We start from the raw sequence: 15169 nt of genomic DNA, 5'->3' as shown, positions 1-15169 counted from the left end.
TCCCTCAAACTTAGAGGGAACATGTCTCGTTTCATCACGCTCACCGGCGCTGCGGCCATCCTGGCGCTCACGGCAACAACTTCTTTCGCGGCCCCGTGTGCTGTCGGTACGACGACCAGCAGCAAGGGCCCGACGACGAAGGACACTAGCTCCAACGTCGAGGGTGGCTCGACCCAAAAGGTGACTCCGGGCGCGAAGGGCGAGTCCCCCGGCACAGTCGGCGCGCTGAACAACGTCGGCGCCAACGCGATGGCCGACAAGGGCGAGAAGAAGGCCCCCGAAGGTCAGCCGGTCAAGCCGGGCGACGACAACTGCTAAGGTGAACCTGATCCGCTTATCTGGTGAAACGTCGATGTCGGTGAGGACGCTGACTTTGGCAACCGCACTTACGCTCGCGCTCTCGGGTGTCGCCACGGCCCAGGCTGCAGCCGGCGGCGGTAGCGCCGAGGGCAACATGAACAACCCCGGCTCGGTGAAGAGCAATTCTGAGAAATCCATGAGCACTGGATCTGGCACCAAGACCACGGGTACTGGACCTGGGACCAGCGGCGGCCCACCCGTCAGCACGTCCGGTGCACCAACCGGCAGTGGCACGGGCAACAGTGCCACCGGCAGCGGAGCAGCGCCAAGCGGCAGATAAATCATCGCCCCGCGGCTTCATGGTCGCGGGGCTGTCACTTCGCTTATAGAGCGGCCCGACTGCCATGGCGTCGCAGCGGAGGACCTATTCGGTAAAGTGCCTGTTGCACTCTCGGATCCGCATTTGTGGATCAGCGAGGTCTTCAGGTGGCAGAGCGGCATTCCAGCCAGAACGGGCAACACGGCGGCCCCAAGATGCCGCTATTTTACGGTGTAATCTGCAGTATGGGGCTGATGGGCGCAGCTCTAACCATCCTGATGACTGGACAGATCCTCGGCGCAAACCCGAAGATGAACGGTACAACTTTGCTGTCAGGTGAAGCATTAGTTGCTAGAGGTAACGTTCTACCTCGCAGCCCGGGCAACAAGCAACCGACTCAGACGCGTTCAGAACTAGACGGGCAGCGCCTCTCGCGCGCTCCGATCTGATGATTGCGAACCTCCGGGGCGCGGGCAAGATCAACCACGGGCATGTTGGAGCGGCCCAACTCGGTACATGCGATGAGGCAGGAGGGGCCCCCACAACACCGCAATTCGTGAAATTTGCTCGCGCGAACGAAGCGGCGTCGGAACGTGTGCGTGATACACATCAGACGCGCGACGGTCTTAGGTGGACCGTGCCGGTCTTCTCCGTAGCTATCGCCGCGATCGGAATGACATTAGGTCTTGGGATCTGGATGACTCCGTGAACTTATCGCGCTGAATGTCAGGTTCAGCTCGTTAGCATCTCAGGTGCGCCGGCTGGCAGCTCCTGAGATGATAGCACCACCGGCAGGAGCGCAGCAGTCAAAGCGCCACAGGGCCGGACCTCTCATACCAACAGCCCGTTGCACCTACGCGCTCGCATCATCGAGCGAGCGAGGTTCATCGGTGGCAGAACAACTCTCCGGGCAAGACGGTCGCCAAGGCAAGCGCGGCAGGCCGGCGCTCTACGTCCTGATCGTCAGCGTGGGTTTGATGCTGGCAGCGCTGGCCGGGCTCATGATGTGGCAGGGTGCGAGTTCGCCGCCGGACTATGCGAGCCAGAGCCAAGGCGCCTCACGCAAGCAGATCACGGGAACTGAGAGCGGTCAGGGCAGCGCGACGTCGCCGTCCAACAGCACCGCTGTTCCGGGTGGCAACCCGTCTTATCCGCAGCCTGCGGCACGCAGCGCTAATCCGTAGGGCGCGCAATGGCTGACCGTACATCCGATCCGACACGCCTGCTGATTGTCTATTACTCGCGCAGTGGCAGCGTCGAAAAGCTTGCGACCGCCGCTGCCGCGGCTGCACGAGAGGCCGGCGCCGATGTGCGCGTGCGCAGAGCGCGAGAGGTCGTCGATGCGGCAGCCATGGCCAAGGTCGATGGCTGGACCGAGAGTGCGGCTCGACAGAACGCTCTGTACGAAGCGCCCACGCACGACGATGCTGAATGGGCGGACGCCATCCTGTTCGGCACGCCGAGCTACTTCGGGGCGATGGCGACCGAGGTGAAGAACTTCCTCGACCAACTCGGCCCACAGTGGAAGCGGGGTGCTCTGGCCGGCAAAGTCGGGGGAGCCTTCGCGGCGGCATCCTGGCCGCACGGTGGCTCTGAGGTCGTCACGCTGTCGTTGTACGCTCCGATGTCGCATCTGGGCATGGTAATCCTGCCGACCGGCTACACCGACGAGGCGATGCTGGAGGCGGGCTCACCCTACGGTGCATCCACGATCGTCGGTAAGGAGAACCAGCCGCCACGGTCGGAGGACCTCGATGCCGCCCGACATCAAGGGCGGCGGATGGTGGCGATCGCCGGTGCGCTGATCGCGGCCGGAGAGATGCCGTGTCGCCGGCCGGATGCTACCTAGGCCAAGCCATCTTTGGCTGCCCTGTCCGGATCGTCAGGCTTGCGCTTAGCGTCCTCGACGAGATCCTCGCTCTCGGGCTCGCTACCGGTCGTTGGATCCGGAATGTTGACACCCCGGATCGGTACAGTGGGCGGCTGGACGCTTTCGCCCGCAGGCTTGTCATGCTCGGACATGATGCTGATCGCTCTCCTATCGTCCTCGCAGGAAGAAGAACCAGATCAGGATCAAGACGGGGATCGGCACGCCTAAAAGCCACAGCAGGCTACCGGTCAGCATGGTGTTACCGCCTTGTACCGGTGGTGATGGCGTTCATTGCGCCAGAGTGCGACAGCGACACGCCGGGCCTCGTAGCTTCGCCGCAGCGACGTACCGAGGCCGCCCTGCCCTTCCGGCGCGTACCCATAGGTCAGCACTCCATCCGGCCCGTAGATCCGGTGCATCTCCTCACGCCAAAGCCGATCCGCTGATGCGAGGGCGGCTTCCGTAAGAGCTAAACGGGTGAGGTTTGGCAGGATCATGGAAAACTCCGCGCGTGTATCGCTCAACGCGGCGATCGGAGCAGAGGTCCTCAGAATTGGCCTCGCTCGCCAGCCGTTAGGCGTAGGGGCTGCCGAACAGGTCGCCCAGGGCCTTTCGCCGGAACAACGTGCGCCCAGCGCCTAGGCTGATGCTCCGGCCGTTCGTGGATCATGTGGCATCGCTGGCAGAAGGCCGCGAGGTTGGCATCTGCGTTGTTCGAGGTGTTGTGATCCCGATGGGCGGTGGCCAGAACGACCCGGGTTTGACGGATCAGCCCAAGGATGTCGGCGTCCGAGGCTATGCGGAACCGCCTGCCCCAGCCATTGCGCCATCGGCCGGTATCCGGGTCCCACCAGCGTCCATCTCCGAGATGGTAGACCATCCGTCCCTGCGGCCGCCCGCAGCCTTCGCAGCAGCCTTTCGCCCGGCTGAACCGGATCACGGCTGAGATCTGCGCCCAGTCGATGGGGTAGAAGTAGCGATGCTCGGGCCGGATCGGCATGGTGGTCGCACTGTGCCACCGAAGATGAAGAAAGCGTAGCGTTAGAAGGATGCTACGGATCGCCCATGGACCTATCCGACCTTGAGTTCTGGGCCTTCCTCACGGCGGCGATCCCAGTCCTGTTCCTGCCGGTCGCGATCGTCTGGTGGAAGGGCCGCCCCATCGTTCCGGTCGCCCTGCTTAGCGTCGTGTTCTGGCCTGGCGCGCTGATCCTGGCTCTGCGCCTGCGGCGGCGGATCCGTAACTAGCCTCTGCGGGAACTTGAACGATGTTGATCGCGGTCACGTTAGGTCCGGGACCGATCAACACGATCCGTCTGGAGGAAACGCCATGTCGATCAAGACACTCGCGCTGGCTGCAGCACTGTCGCTCGCAGTCACAGGGTCGGCTCTCGCTCAGATGCCTGCTGGTGGCGGCAGCGCCCAGAGCAACATGAACAACCCGGGCAGCGTGAAGAGCCCGTCGCAGAAGCGGATGGGCGGCCAGCGGGGTATGATGAGTATGAAGCACATGAAGCGCCATCGGCGCCACCACATGCGTCGTTCCCCCATGTAATGTGATTTGCCCCGCGGGTCTCACGCCGCGGGGCGTCTGCACGCTTAGACCACCAGGGGATCCACTCTGATCCCTACCTGGATTAACTTAGCATCCCTTCTTGTAGAGTTTGCTCGCGATCTCGAAGATCTCCTCCGGCGCGTAGTCCGGCGCGAACGCACCGTAGTTGCCGTCGAGTTCCGGGATCTTGCCACCCTCAGGGTAGCTGTCGACGACTTCGAGATTGCCTAGCGGGTCGCCTAGGAGCGCCACCTCGTCGTTCGACCATACGCCAGCCGCTTCCTTGTAGTCATGCTCGCGGAAGGTGTAGAGCCGCCGGTGCTTGCCCTCGTCGAGGTACTTCTGACACTCCGGGATGCGCGACAGGTCGATCGTAAGCGCTCGTTGGCAGGCGCCTTGCGGGATAAGATCCTGGACCTGGATACAGTGCTGTCGCGAAGGCCTGTATCCGCCCTATGTCTGGACCTACGATCTCGCCCCATATCGTCGTAGCCGGCACGCGTCGCTCGTGGACGCGTGAGGAAAAGCGAGCGATCCTCGATGAGGCAGAGAGCACCACCGCGTCGATCTCGTCCGTGGCACGCCGCCATGGCCTGACGCCATCGCTGCTCTTTCGCTGGCGACGCGAGGCCTGGGATGAGGAGCGGGCGGCGGCCCTGCCGGTTCCGCCTCCCTTCGTTCCGCTCGCACTGCCGGCACCGGTGGGGCTGCCGACCCGTGACCAGGGTGCGCCGGGTGGCGCCATCGAGGTGGAACTGGTCGGCGGGCATCGGCTCCGTGCCGAGGCCGGTGCCGATCCCGCCTTGGTGCGGGATCTTCTCGCGGCGCTGCTGGATCGATGATCCCCGTTCCCTCGGGCTCGCGCGTGTGGCTGGCCACCGGCCACACGGACATGAGGAAGGGCTTCGACGGGCTCGCCGCGCTGGTGCAGGACCACCTGCACCATGATCCGTTCTCCGGTCAGGCCTTCGTCTTCCGCGGCCGTGCGGGGCGGCTGATCAAGGTCCTGTGGTGGGACGGCCAGGGCCTGTGCCTGTTCTCGAAGCGGCTGGAGAAGGGCCGTTTCGTCTGGCCGGGGACTGCAGGGGCCGCGGCGGCGCTCACACCGGCTCAGCTGGCGATGCTGCTGGAGGGGATTGACTGGCGGGCGCCCGAGCGCACGGACCGGCCGCGCATCGCGGGCTGAGGGCGGCCGCGCCCGAAGGAGCTGGCGAAGCCATCGTGGACAAGCTAAGCTATTGGTATGGCTCTCGATCCTGCCTCGTTGCCGGATGATGTGGATGCGCTCAAACGCATGATCATCGGCATGGCGAAGGACGCCGTTCATGCCAACACGCTGATCGAGAAGCTGCGCAGCGAACTCGCCAGGTTGAAGCGGGCGCAGTTCGGTGTCTCGTCCGAGAAGTTGCAAGCCCGCGTCGAGCAGCTCGAACTCGCCATCGAGGCCCTGGAGGTCGACGAGGCCGAGCGTCTTGCAGCGGCTCCGGTCGTCGCCGAGGCGGTCGAGGCGGCAAGCCGGAGGCCAGCACGCCGCCCCCTGCCGGATCATCTGCCGCGCGAGACCGTCGCTCATCCCGGCCCCTGCGCCTGCCCAGCGTGCGGCGGTGGCCTACGCCGGATTGGCGAGGACGTGACGGAGAGCCTCGACTACGTGCCGGGCCGCTTCAAGGTGGTGCGGCACCTGCGCGAGGCCTTCTCCTGCCGGTCCTGCGAGAGCGTGGTGCAGACCCCCGCGCCCTACCACGCCATCGCGCGCGGCCGTGCAGGCCCCGGGCTGCTCGCGCACATCGCCGTGGCCAAGTTCGATGATCACCTGCCTCTGTATCGTCAGGCGGAGATCTATGCGCGGGACGGCGTCACGTTGCAGACCTCGACCCTATCCGACTGGATGGGCGCGACTGCCGCCGCGCTGGCCCCTCTGGTCGATCAGCTTCGCGAGGAGGTGATTGCCGGCTCGGACGTCCTGCACGGCGACGATACGACGGTGCCGATCCTGGCGCCCGGCGCGGGCAAGACGAAAACCGGTCGGCTTTGGGCGTATGTGCGTGACGAGCGTCCTCATGGCGGGGTGCGTCCGCCGGCGGCCGTGTTCTTCGCCTCGCCGGACCGGAAGGGGGAGCGCCCGCTCACGCATCTGGCGGCGTTCTCCGGCGTGCTTCAGGCGGATGGCTACGCTGGCTTCAACGGGCTCTACGAGGCCCGTCGCCCGGGCGGCGCGTTGATCGAGGCGGCGTGCTGGGCTCACACGCGGCGCAAGTTCTTCGACGTTCATGCCAGGACCGGTTCGGCGGTCGCCTTCGAGGCTCTGGAACGGATCGGCGTGATCTACGAGGTCGAGCGATCCGTCAGCGGCAAGCCTCCCGACGAGCGCTTGCGGCAGCGCCAAGCTCGATCACGACCGCTCGCAGCGGCCTTGAAGTCCTGGGCTGAGACGATCCTGCCGCAGCTCTCCGGCGGCTCCGATCTCGCCAAGGCGTTCCGTTACATGCTGGTGCGCTGGACGGCGCTGACCCGCGTCTTCGACGACGGCCGGATCGCGCTCGACAACAACCCGGCCGAGCGGGCGCTGCGGTCCGTCGCGATCGGGCGCAAGAACTACCTGTTCGCCGGCTCGGCGCGCGGCGCCGAGCGAGCCGCGGCGTTCTACACCCTGATCGAGACGGCCAAGCTCAACGCGCTCGACCCGGAGGCCTATCTGCACGACGTGCTCACCCGCCTCGCCGATCATCCAGCCAAACGCCTGGCCGAACTCCTGCCCTGGAACTGGTCGCCGGTCGCCGCTGGTGCTCAGGCCGCCTGATCAACCGGGCCCCTCGCCGAGCGCTTACGGTCGATCTTGGGCGTCGGCAGCATCTGCTCGATGGCCACCCCGGTGAGCTTCTTCAGCGCCAGAGCGTAGGCATGGGCGTGGAGCGAACCGCGCACCAGCAGGTAGCCGCAGACCTCGCGCCCCGTCGGCTCGGTTATGGTCTCATAGACTCGCAGCTTATGGATGCGCGCGCCGCACTCCAGGTGGAAGTTGTGCAGCAGGTCGATGATCAGGTTCCTCAGATCCAGTTCGCGCACGTCCGAAAAGGGTGGATTTCCGCCGGTCCGCTTCGGGGCGGCGATGCATCAGAGCGGAAATCGTCTTTGCTACCGCTGGCGCCAGTGTGCCGAAAGTTAGGACGTCAGCTGCCAGATCGCACTCTTCAAGCCCGATTAATCCGGAGCCGCAGCCAGCGCCGTTTACGGGGCATGGGCGCGACCGGCTGCTCGGCCGCAGGCGCCGGAAAGAGCGGGCTGCCGACGATCTGGCGCGTCTGCTCGGCGATCTCGATCAGGATCGCGTTGTGCAGAGCCTGCCGGCGCTGCGCGACTTCCTCGGCCGGTATCTTCTCGGCGCCGACGCGAAGGCGCACGAGAAACTCGGTATCCGGCCGCTCGACTAGGGTCTCGATCCGAAGGTCGAGATAGCCGAGCTGCGAAAGCTCCAGAAGCATCAGCTTGAAGCTCGACGGCACGAACACCCAGCCGTGCGCGTCGACATACTCCGTCGCATAGCGTATTGAGGTTTTAGTCTTTATCTCTTCTAGACTAATCAACAATTCAGCGGGCCGGGTATCGTCCTGATGCCAAGCCGGTCCACGACCTTTCCAACTCATCTGCATCATGTAGTCGAGATGCGTTCTGAGGCTATGCCGATCACGCCGATCCTCAAAAGCGGCGATTGCGTCCGCCGTTGTGGAAGGATGGCGATAGAAATCGAAACACTTACGTTTGTCGGGCACAGCCAAGACTATGACGCCGTCCGGTTTGATAAGCCTCTGCGCAGCCTGGAGAAACGCGACGATGTCAGTCGAATGCTCGATAACATGCGAGGCTATGAATGCATCGAAGGAGCCGCACTGGTCCGGAAGTGCATCGGCAAGAGATCCGCCTTGCCACACGTAGTCGACTGCTTCTATGCGATCTACGTCTTTGCCGTGTTCGCGATATTTGGCGACCAGCTCCTCACGGGTTGTGTGATCTACTATGAAAGTGTTCCAGCCCTCTCGCTTCGGCGCCAGCGGGCTGTAACTCGGACCGATCTCAATGACGCGAGATTCCTTAGAGATGCCAGCTAGCAGTAGCTCGTCTCGTGTCATCATTGCGGCCTGTAAATCAGTCTCAGCCGATCAAGGTAAATCAGCGGTCGCGCAATCTGCTCAGCAAGCCCTTCCGACGCTGAGCCGGTGCGGGGCTCGGCTCTGGCGCTGGTGCTGCTGGGGCTTCCGGCCACGGGCTCGTGAGCGTTGACGCGTCGAACGTGCGCGCCGCGTTCGTTCCCCGCCTGATCGCGATGATCGACGGCCGGTGGTTCTGCACGTAAACGCCGTTCTCGTCCTGCATCGAAGCGTGGGCCTTGGCGAAGTGGACATCGAAGCCAAGGTTATCGAACAGCTTGATCCAGAGGCCGCGCGACAAGTGCCACCACACGTACATCATGCGGTGATCGTCGAGCGGGGTGATCGGGATCATGCGCAGGTCGTCGACCGGGACCGCCTCCGTCCAAGGCAGAAGGACGGCCTCGCGCGCAAGCCGCGCCCAAGCGCCAACGGAGTACACGGGATCAGACAGGTGCTCGATGATAGCGCCAGCCTGGACCACATCGAACATCTCGGCCGGCCACTCATATAGCTCCTGGTGCGGAGCGTACACGCACTTAGCCTTGCTGTTGTACTTGTGCCAGGAGTACCACCAAGAACGCTTGATCGGGTCGAGATTACTTTCAGTCCAAGCCGCTTGCGAAGCAGCTATGTCCTGGTACGACAGTGTTTCCTTATATGGAAAGTGGCGAAACTCCTTCGTCGTCGCAGCATCGAGGCCAGTGACTTCGGCTCCGGCCAGCTCAGCATTAAATGCGAGATAGCCCGAGGCCGTCCCAACATCGAGCAAGGTCTTGCCTTTGAGATCGTAGCCGCCGATGTACTGGCTGAAACCCGGTATATCCCAACTACCTTGTATGACTTCTCCGTCCGGGAAGCGCATGGTGTGATACCAATAAGCGGACTTTGATGGGTCGAGGGGCCAGGGCTGCTCGTAAACGGGCTGCTTACTCACGGCAAAAATACCTCCGCAACGACGGATTAAAAGCACCGAAGCGGCGCTATCACGGCGCGGAGAGGTGTGTCGATCAGGTTATTTTGCCACTGTCAAGTTGACAAACAGGGCTGCCCATGTTCGCTGATAAGTTGCACCCGTGGGAAGGTAGCACACGCTTTTGTAGCGTTTTATCTTTCCGGTACCGTTTGCCTCCAAGCCGCCAGCAGTCGGCTGTGATCGGCAACCTACACGCCCTAATCAGTCCCTCTCGGATCGCCATCTTGAACTACACGAGGTGGCACCCGCCCCTGCCATCGCCCTGCGCACGACCCGAACCCTTGTGCGCTCGGCGCCAGCCGGCCTGGCGTTCAGCGAGACTTGCTGGCACCGGACGAATTAGCACTCCGCGGCGTCAGCTCTCGCTCTTCATACCGAGCCGACTTTGAACAGCGACTGGTTTATGACCGCTTTCGGGAAGTGCCGGCGGCTTTCTAGGCGACCGCAATGGGTCGAAAACCGAATGACCGCTCAGGGTGGATTTTGTTGAAAAACTCAGGACCTGGTCGATTGCACCTTGTGAACGGCTCCGGCCGGTGAAGATCCTAATATTAAACGCTTAGAACACAATGCAGGAATGGGGTCGCGCCGTCCGCAAGAGGCAAATTTTCTCCCGGGCGCCAACTTTGATGACGCTTGAAGCGCTACCTTCGAGTTTTTCAACAAAATCGGTGGGTATCTGCCAGTCCGCTTCCGCTCAAACATGTAGCGGAAGCGGACGTTCGAGGGTTCGTGTCAGGCCGCCGCCCAGGCGATCGCATCAGCGCCGGCCGGCAGGCGCATCGGGCAAGCCGGGTCGGTTGCCGCGCGCCAGACCGCCTCGGCCACGTCCGAGGCCCGAGTCACTTCTTCCGTCGCCTGCTGGAAGTTCGCGAAGACACTCCCAGCCAGATCGCCGTAGGCCCTGGGCACATCCATCCCCATCCGGGTGCGGGCGTTGGTCCCGAACGCGGTCTCCGGCGATCGGCCGGGAATGACGAGATGGGCGCGCACGTCGAATGGCATGAGCTCGTGGGCGAGGGACTCGGTGAAGGCGTTCACCGCCGCCTTGCTCGCGGTATAGACCGCCAGCAGCGGCAGCGGCCGCAGGGTCACGCTTGACGTCACGTTGACGATCACACCTGCGCCCCGTTCCCGGAACTGCGGCAGCACAGCCTGGGTCATGGCGATGGTGCCGAGGGTGTTCGTCTCGAACACCTCCCGGGCGGACTCCATCGACAGGCCTTCCAGGGCGTTCAGCAGCCCGACGCCCGCGTTGTTCACCAGGACATCGAGCGGCCCGGCCTCCGCGACTGCCCGGGCGATGCTGCCGGCGTCGGTCACGTCGAGCGGCAGGACGGTGAGGCGGTCGGACTCCGGGATCAGGGCCGCCTGAGGCGTACGCATCGTGGCGACGACCCGCCAACCTCGGTCGAGGAACAGGCGCGCCGTCTCCAGGCCGAAGCCGGATGAGCAGCCGGTGATGAGGATCGTGTTCATGGGGACCTCGCGTTTGACCCACACGGGGTGATAGGAGCGCTCCGCCGGACGTGATACGGGCGCAAGTCCGTATTTCATTAGCGAGCGTCCGAAATGGTCGACCCGCTCACCCAGGTGGTCGGGCTGCTTCAGCCCAGCGCCTCGTTTTCCAAGTTGGTCCTGGCCGGCGGCGCCTGGACCGTGCGCCGCGAAGACCACGGCCAGCCGTTCTACGCCGCGGTACTGGAGGGGGCGTGCCGCCTCGCGATCGACGGCGAGGCGGAGATCGTCCTCGCGGCCGGCGACTTCGTGCTGATCCCCGCCGCCAGCGCCTTCGCCGCCTCCAGCCTCGTCGCGCCATCGGCGGGGCGGGCGCCACCGCCCGTCGAGGTCGGCCCCGGCGTGTTCCGGCTCGGCCCTCCCGAGGTGCCGCCCGACCTGCGCATGCTGGTGGGGCACTGCACCTTCGCCTCCGACGATGTGGATCTGCTTCTGTCGCTCCTGCCCCGGTTCGTCCATGTGCGCGGCGTCGGGCGACTAGCGATGCTGCTCGGCCTCGTGAACGAGGAGACGCGGGAGGACAGGCCCGGCCGCGAGGTGATTTTGGCGCGGCTTCTGGAGGTGCTCCTGATCGAGGCGCTTCGGTCCACCAAGGGTCCGGCGGCGCCCTCGGGCCTCCTGCGCGGGCTTGCGGACGACCGCGTGGCCGCCGCGTTGCGCCGGATGCACGAGCGCCCGACCGTTCCCTGGACAGTCGCGGCCCTGGCCCGAGAAGCGGGACTGTCGCGCTCGACATTCTTCGAACGGTTCCGGCGCGAGGTCGGCGTCGCGCCGATGGCGTATCTTCTGGCGTGGCGCATCGCGCTGGCGAAGGATCTGCTTGGTCGCGAGGGAGCTGGCGTGGCGGAGGTGGCTGAGCGCGTGGGCTACGGGTCTGCCAGCACCTTTAGCACTGCCTTCGCTCGTCATGTCGGCAGGCCGCCAAGCCTCTACGCCCGCGAGCAGCGCGCCCAACTCCGCAGCCCTGCGCCTCTGAACGTCTGAGACGGATGGAGAACAGTCTTGCCGCTTTCAAGCCGCGAATGGGTCGAGGCGGCCAGTTACAGCCTTTGCAACCTAAGCCCCGGGCGTCCGTTGGATGAGTATCCATTCAATCGGATCAAGGAGGCGCGATCTTCGTGAGAAGTCGCGGGAGATCGCTTATGTCTTTTAGTCCTATGCCAGTTCAAAGCCGCACCGTTACGCATATCGACATCACTGATCGCGCCGTCCGATCCGCATGGGCCGAGCGCTATGGCGTGACCGACGCGCAATTGCGCAAGGCCGTGAGGATGGTGGGTTCGCGGATCACCACACTCTCGAACCATCTTCGCATGGCGTCCACATCGTGATCGCTGCGCTTGCCCCGGATCGGCGGGCGTCATTGGCCGCGCATGAACTCGGCGTCCTGATCGTGGACGACGATCCCATACTCCTGATGGACATGGCGCAGTCTCTCGCCGATGCCGGCATCGTCGTGTTCGAGGCGCGAAACGCCAACGAGGCGCTACAGGTGCTCTCCACCCGAACCGATGTGCGCATGACGATCACCGATGTCGATATGGGCGACGGAGGCCTAAACGGGTTCCAGTTGGCGAAGGTGGTCGCGACGCGGTGGCCAGCGATGAGCTTGCTCATCGTCTCCGGTCAGAGCCGCCCCAAAGCCACTGACCTGCCCGAGGGCGCACGGTTCCTGGCAAAGCCCTGTGCGCCCAGTTCGCTTATTGGAAACGTGTTTGCGTTGGTGGCGCAGCAGAGCGGTTCCATCTAGCCGGCCAAGCTGCCGCTTCACGGTCGGTTCGTGCTCCCGTTCCTGCGCTTGCGCATGGCGCGGCTTAGGACCCGCGACAGCGCCTCCACGGAGTACGGCTTCTGCAGAAGCTCGAACCCATGGTCCGCATCCTGCGCGAGCACGTGGCTATATCCGCTCGTCAGGACGACCGGGATGCGCGGATACAGCCGAGCGATCTCCTGCCCCAGTTCCACGCCGTTCATGCCCGGCATGATCACGTCCGAGAACACCACGTCGTGGGCATCAGGGTCTCGCGCCAATGCATCGAGCCCTGCCTTCGCGCTCAGAACCCAGTCGGTCCGGTACCCCAATTCGCTCAGCGTCTGCGTCACGAACGTGCCGACGTCGCGGTTGTCCTCGACGACCAGCACGCAGGCGCCACCGCCGTCGATGGCCGGCGCGTCCTCCTCCAGGCGGGCGCGAGCCTGCTTCTCGGCCGCGCGCGGGAGGTAGAGGGTGAACGTCGTCCCCGTGCCGACCTCGCTCTCCACCATGATCTCGCCGCCGGACTGCTTGGCGAAGCCGTAGACCTGGCTGAGCCCCAGCCCCGTCCCCTGACCCACCTCCTTGGTGGTGAAGAACGGCTCGAAGATCCGCCCGAGCTTCTCCGGAGCGATGCCGCTGCCGGTGTCCTGGATCGACACCTTCACGAACGCCCCCGATACGGCTTCGTGGGCACGGACCGCCGGCATGCCCGCGGCCGGCTGCACGCTGATGGTCAGCTCACCCTCGCCCTCCATGGAGTCGCGGGCGTTGACCGCCATGTTGACCAGCGCGGTGTCGAACTGGCTCGGATCAGCGTTGATGAAGCACGGCTCGTCGGAGAGCTGCTGGCGAACGCTGATGCGCGCGCCCGTCAGGGTGCCGACCATGTCGGCGATGGCGCGCACGCTGACCGCTGCGTCGAACACCTCGGGGCGCAGGGCCTGGCGGCGGGCGAACGCGAGGAGCTGACCCGTGAGCTTGGCGGCGCGGTCGACCGTGTCGGAGATCGCCGCGATGTAGCGGGCACGCCGCTCCGCCGAGAGGTCGGGACGCTTGAGCAGGTCGGTCGAGGACTTGATGACGGTGAGCAGGTTGTTGAAGTCGTGTGCCACCCCGCCGGTGAGCTGGCCGACAGCCTCCATCTTCTGCGACTGACGCAGCGCGTCCTCGGCCTGCAGCAGCAGCCCCGCCTGCCGGCCGTTCTCGGTGACGTCGCGGGCGGAGCAGTACAGCAGGCCGTCCGAGGGAACGGCTGTCCACGACAGGTGCACGTAGTCCCCGTCCTTGGCGCGGAAGCGGTTCTCGAACGCCAGCGTGGCCCGCCCCCCGGCGAGATGGGCGACCTGCTCGCGCGTCTTGACCTGATCATCCGGGTGTTCCAGCCACTCCGTCGTCCGGCCGATGAACTCGCCCTGGTCCCATCCCAGAACCGTGGTCCAGGCCGGGTTGACGCTCAGGATCACGCCGCCGCCGTCGGTCACCATGAACAGGTCGCGGCTGACCTCCCACAGGCCGTTGCGCTCCTGCGTGCGCTGCTGGACCTGCTCGGCCAGGGTCGCGTTCAGGGCCTGCAGGGCCGCCTCGGCACGCCGCCGGTCCGTGACGTCGGAGGCGGCCCCGAGCCAGCCGGTGATCTCGCCTTGGGGATCGAGGAGCGGCACCGCGTGCGAGAAGGCCCAGCCCACCGTGCCGTCGACGCGGTTGACCCGATGTTCGAGGCGGTAATCAGCCTTCGTACGGATCGCGCGCTCGATCTCTGCGCGCACCGCTGCACGGTCCTCTTCCGGGATGTACTCGTCGAGCCAGTTCGCGTTAGCCGCGTCGGTATCGGGAATGAAGCCGCCGCCAGCGAGCTGGTGCAATTCGCCCCAATCCGCGCTGATCGAGTAGCGTACCTCGGAGGACGAGCGGATCAGCGCGTCGAGGCGCTGCTCGCTCTCGCGCAGCCGGATCTCGCTGGCCTGGACGGCCGCGAACTGCCGTTCGAGGCTCTCGTTAAGCTGGGTGAGATCGCGCTCGGCGGTGACCCGTCGTGTCGTCTCCGTTACGACCAGGAAGACGCCGGCGATCCGCCCCGCATCGTCCCAGAGTGGGCTGTGGCAATGGGTAAAGAAGGCATCCTGCGGCGTGCCGTCCCGGTCTGGAGTGTAGCGGGCATCCTCGACGAGGTAGGGCTGTCCCGCGAGCACCTGGTCGAAGATGGGCGTGAGCTGGTCCCACATCTCCGACCACCATTCCCGTGCCGGCTGACCAAGGTGGCCGGGGTGCTTGCGACCGAGGCTCGGCGCGTAGGCGTCGTTGTAAATCGTGACGAGGTCCGGTCCCCAATGGAGCATCATCGGGAAGGCCGAGTTCAGCACGATGCGCACGGCCGACTGCAGCGAAAGCGGCCAGCGCTCCACGGGACCGAGCGAGTTGACGGACCAGTCGAGGGCGCGCAGCCGCTCGCCAGCTTCGCCGCCGCCTGCGAGGCAGGAGCGTTCGAGTGAGAGCCCGGCGCTCACGCGCTCAGGGCCTGGTGTGTGGACTGCGTCGCTTTGAGTGTCTCGCAATGCAGCTGGAAGCTCCGCTCACGCTTATCGAGTAGGCGGAGCGCCGCGCGGAACACCTCGCTCAGATTGCCGTAACGCCCGGAGGCGAGCATGCGCTCGGCGGCGGCATGCAGCTCAGGGCTGAGGGAGACGGAAATGGTCAGACGTGCGGCCATCACTCATGTATCGCGCGCAGGAA

Annotated in this window: 19 protein-coding genes and 3 pseudogenes; 12 read left to right on the top strand and 10 right to left on the bottom strand. The window is 65.0% G+C overall.

Annotated elements, in window-relative coordinates; all coding sequences use genetic code 11:
• The first annotated feature begins 21 nt into the window (after window positions 1–21).
• The 4 genes from ABIE45_RS04455 to wrbA all read left to right on the top strand — a co-directional run bounded on the left by ABIE45_RS04455 (window position 22) and on the right by wrbA (window position 2468).
• Window positions 22–318, top strand: coding sequence for a hypothetical protein (locus ABIE45_RS04455; RefSeq protein ID WP_192711576.1), 297 nt, complete (start codon window positions 22–24; stop codon window positions 316–318).
• 34 nt (window positions 319–352) lie between these two features.
• Entirely contained in the window at window positions 353–640 is a 288-nt protein-coding gene (locus tag ABIE45_RS04450; protein WP_373622844.1) for a hypothetical protein, read from the top strand.
• Between the two features lie 869 nt (window positions 641–1509).
• Window positions 1510–1803, top strand: a complete 294-nt coding sequence (locus tag ABIE45_RS04445) for a hypothetical protein (RefSeq protein ID WP_373622164.1) — start codon at window positions 1510–1512, stop codon at window positions 1801–1803.
• A gap of 8 nt (window positions 1804–1811) precedes the next feature.
• Window positions 1812–2468 carry an NAD(P)H:quinone oxidoreductase gene (gene wrbA / locus ABIE45_RS04440; RefSeq protein ID WP_373622163.1) on the top strand — a complete coding sequence of 219 codons (657 nt, stop codon included), beginning with the start codon at window positions 1812–1814 and terminating at the stop codon, window positions 2466–2468.
• Here wrbA and ABIE45_RS04435 read toward each other — a convergent pair.
• From ABIE45_RS04435 to ABIE45_RS04425, 3 genes and pseudogenes are all read right to left on the bottom strand, one after another.
• The gene (locus ABIE45_RS04435; protein ID WP_373622162.1) at window positions 2465–2641 is read right to left on the bottom strand and encodes a hypothetical protein; all 177 of its coding nucleotides are present in this window, start codon (window positions 2639–2641) and stop codon (window positions 2465–2467) included. The two genes, wrbA and ABIE45_RS04435, sit on opposite strands and share 4 nt — an antisense overlap.
• Before the next feature lie 96 nt (window positions 2642–2737).
• Window positions 2738–2986 (bottom strand): hypothetical protein, encoded by a 249-nt coding sequence (locus ABIE45_RS04430; protein ID WP_192711796.1) that lies wholly within the window; start codon window positions 2984–2986, stop codon window positions 2738–2740.
• A 76-nt stretch (window positions 2987–3062) separates the two neighbouring features.
• A pseudogene (locus ABIE45_RS04425) lies at window positions 3063–3489 on the bottom strand (hypothetical protein).
• A gap of 65 nt (window positions 3490–3554) precedes the next feature.
• On the opposite strand from ABIE45_RS04425, the gene ABIE45_RS04420 reads away from it, so the two are divergent.
• Both ABIE45_RS04420 and ABIE45_RS04415 read left to right on the top strand, forming a co-directional pair.
• Window positions 3555–3737, top strand: a complete 183-nt coding sequence (locus ABIE45_RS04420; protein WP_192711795.1) for a hypothetical protein — start codon at window positions 3555–3557, stop codon at window positions 3735–3737.
• A gap of 82 nt (window positions 3738–3819) precedes the next feature.
• Window positions 3820–4044 carry a hypothetical protein gene (locus ABIE45_RS04415; protein ID WP_192711797.1) on the top strand — a complete coding sequence of 75 codons (225 nt, stop codon included), beginning with the start codon at window positions 3820–3822 and terminating at the stop codon, window positions 4042–4044.
• Between the two features lie 87 nt (window positions 4045–4131).
• Here ABIE45_RS04415 and ABIE45_RS04410 read toward each other — a convergent pair.
• Window positions 4132–4416, bottom strand: a pseudogene (locus ABIE45_RS04410) (manganese catalase family protein); the annotation flags it as partial.
• Between the two features lie 83 nt (window positions 4417–4499).
• Between ABIE45_RS04410 and ABIE45_RS04405 the strand changes: the two are divergent.
• Genes ABIE45_RS04405 through ABIE45_RS04395 form a run of 3 tightly spaced genes read left to right on the top strand, consistent with a single transcriptional unit; the run spans window position 4500 to window position 6844 of the window.
• On the top strand, window positions 4500–4886 hold the full coding sequence (locus tag ABIE45_RS04405) for a transposase (RefSeq protein WP_192711790.1): 387 nt from the start codon (window positions 4500–4502) through the stop codon (window positions 4884–4886).
• Window positions 4883–5230 (top strand): IS66 family insertion sequence element accessory protein TnpB, encoded by a 348-nt coding sequence (gene tnpB / locus ABIE45_RS04400; RefSeq protein ID WP_192711791.1) that lies wholly within the window; start codon window positions 4883–4885, stop codon window positions 5228–5230. The genes ABIE45_RS04405 and tnpB overlap by 4 nt, the downstream gene beginning before the upstream one ends.
• A gap of 57 nt (window positions 5231–5287) precedes the next feature.
• On the top strand, window positions 5288–6844 hold the full coding sequence (locus tag ABIE45_RS04395) for an IS66 family transposase (RefSeq protein ID WP_192711792.1): 1557 nt from the start codon (window positions 5288–5290) through the stop codon (window positions 6842–6844).
• A 29-nt stretch (window positions 6845–6873) separates the two neighbouring features.
• Here the strand turns inward: ABIE45_RS04395 and ABIE45_RS04390 are convergent.
• The 4 genes and pseudogenes from ABIE45_RS04390 to ABIE45_RS04375 all read right to left on the bottom strand — a co-directional run.
• Window positions 6874–7089, bottom strand: a pseudogene (locus ABIE45_RS04390) (manganese catalase family protein); the annotation flags it as partial.
• 146 nt (window positions 7090–7235) lie between these two features.
• A complete protein-coding gene (locus tag ABIE45_RS04385) occupies window positions 7236–8171 on the bottom strand; it encodes a methyltransferase domain-containing protein (protein ID WP_373622161.1) in 936 nt (311 codons plus the stop codon).
• A 40-nt stretch (window positions 8172–8211) separates the two neighbouring features.
• Window positions 8212–9126: a hypothetical protein gene (locus ABIE45_RS04380; RefSeq protein WP_192711745.1), complete on the bottom strand. Its 915-nt coding sequence runs from the start codon at window positions 9124–9126 to the stop codon at window positions 8212–8214.
• Between the two features lie 774 nt (window positions 9127–9900).
• Entirely contained in the window at window positions 9901–10644 is a 744-nt protein-coding gene (locus tag ABIE45_RS04375; protein WP_192711746.1) for an SDR family oxidoreductase, read from the bottom strand.
• Window positions 10645–10737: 93 nt separating this feature from the next.
• On the opposite strand from ABIE45_RS04375, the gene ABIE45_RS04370 reads away from it, so the two are divergent.
• From ABIE45_RS04370 to ABIE45_RS04360, 3 genes are all read left to right on the top strand, one after another.
• Window positions 10738–11667, top strand: coding sequence for an AraC family transcriptional regulator (locus ABIE45_RS04370; RefSeq protein ID WP_192711747.1), 930 nt, complete (start codon window positions 10738–10740; stop codon window positions 11665–11667).
• 158 nt (window positions 11668–11825) lie between these two features.
• Window positions 11826–12014, top strand: a complete 189-nt coding sequence (locus ABIE45_RS04365; protein WP_373622160.1) for a DUF3606 domain-containing protein — start codon at window positions 11826–11828, stop codon at window positions 12012–12014.
• Entirely contained in the window at window positions 12011–12433 is a 423-nt protein-coding gene (locus ABIE45_RS04360) for a response regulator (protein WP_192711751.1), read from the top strand. Before ABIE45_RS04365 ends, ABIE45_RS04360 begins: the two co-directional genes overlap by 4 nt.
• Before the next feature lie 17 nt (window positions 12434–12450).
• Here the strand turns inward: ABIE45_RS04360 and ABIE45_RS04355 are convergent, their stop codons facing one another.
• Complete coding sequence (locus tag ABIE45_RS04355; RefSeq protein WP_192711748.1) at window positions 12451–14943, bottom strand: PAS domain-containing sensor histidine kinase; 2493 nt, start codon at window positions 14941–14943, stop codon at window positions 12451–12453.
• The gene (locus ABIE45_RS04350; RefSeq protein WP_192711749.1) at window positions 14940–15146 is read right to left on the bottom strand and encodes a type II toxin-antitoxin system ParD family antitoxin; all 207 of its coding nucleotides are present in this window, start codon (window positions 15144–15146) and stop codon (window positions 14940–14942) included. Before ABIE45_RS04350 ends, ABIE45_RS04355 begins: the two co-directional genes overlap by 4 nt.
• Window positions 15147–15169 lie beyond the last annotated feature (23 nt).

Origin of the sequence: Methylobacterium sp. OAE515, assembly GCF_041806315.1 — a bacterium.
Classification (GTDB): Bacteria; Pseudomonadota; Alphaproteobacteria; order Rhizobiales; family Beijerinckiaceae; genus Methylobacterium; species Methylobacterium tardum.
Note: the sequence above shows the minus strand (reverse complement) of the source record. Positions and strands in the feature narration are given on the sequence as shown.

Excerpts from the sequence above, each read along its gene's own strand:
- ABIE45_RS04455 (WP_192711576.1), top strand. The coding sequence starts at position 22 with ATGTCTCGTTTCATCACGCTCACCGGCGCTGCGGCCATCCTGGCGCTC.
- ABIE45_RS04450 (WP_373622844.1), top strand. The coding sequence starts at position 353 with ATGTCGGTGAGGACGCTGACTTTGGCAACCGCACTTACGCTCGCGCTC.
- wrbA (WP_373622163.1), top strand. The coding sequence starts at position 1,812 with ATGGCTGACCGTACATCCGATCCGACACGCCTGCTGATTGTCTATTAC.
- ABIE45_RS04435 (WP_373622162.1), bottom strand. The coding sequence starts at position 2,641 with ATGTCCGAGCATGACAAGCCTGCGGGCGAAAGCGTCCAGCCGCCCACT.
- ABIE45_RS04430 (WP_192711796.1), bottom strand. The coding sequence starts at position 2,986 with ATGATCCTGCCAAACCTCACCCGTTTAGCTCTTACGGAAGCCGCCCTC.
- ABIE45_RS04420 (WP_192711795.1), top strand. The coding sequence starts at position 3,555 with ATGGACCTATCCGACCTTGAGTTCTGGGCCTTCCTCACGGCGGCGATC.
- ABIE45_RS04415 (WP_192711797.1), top strand. The coding sequence starts at position 3,820 with ATGTCGATCAAGACACTCGCGCTGGCTGCAGCACTGTCGCTCGCAGTC.
- ABIE45_RS04405 (WP_192711790.1), top strand. The coding sequence starts at position 4,500 with ATGTCTGGACCTACGATCTCGCCCCATATCGTCGTAGCCGGCACGCGT.
- tnpB (WP_192711791.1), top strand. The coding sequence starts at position 4,883 with ATGATCCCCGTTCCCTCGGGCTCGCGCGTGTGGCTGGCCACCGGCCAC.
- ABIE45_RS04395 (WP_192711792.1), top strand. The coding sequence starts at position 5,288 with ATGGCTCTCGATCCTGCCTCGTTGCCGGATGATGTGGATGCGCTCAAA.
- ABIE45_RS04385 (WP_373622161.1), bottom strand. The coding sequence starts at position 8,171 with ATGACACGAGACGAGCTACTGCTAGCTGGCATCTCTAAGGAATCTCGC.
- ABIE45_RS04375 (WP_192711746.1), bottom strand. The coding sequence starts at position 10,644 with ATGAACACGATCCTCATCACCGGCTGCTCATCCGGCTTCGGCCTGGAG.
- ABIE45_RS04370 (WP_192711747.1), top strand. The coding sequence starts at position 10,738 with ATGGTCGACCCGCTCACCCAGGTGGTCGGGCTGCTTCAGCCCAGCGCC.
- ABIE45_RS04365 (WP_373622160.1), top strand. The coding sequence starts at position 11,826 with ATGTCTTTTAGTCCTATGCCAGTTCAAAGCCGCACCGTTACGCATATC.
- ABIE45_RS04350 (WP_192711749.1), bottom strand. The coding sequence starts at position 15,146 with ATGGCCGCACGTCTGACCATTTCCGTCTCCCTCAGCCCTGAGCTGCAT.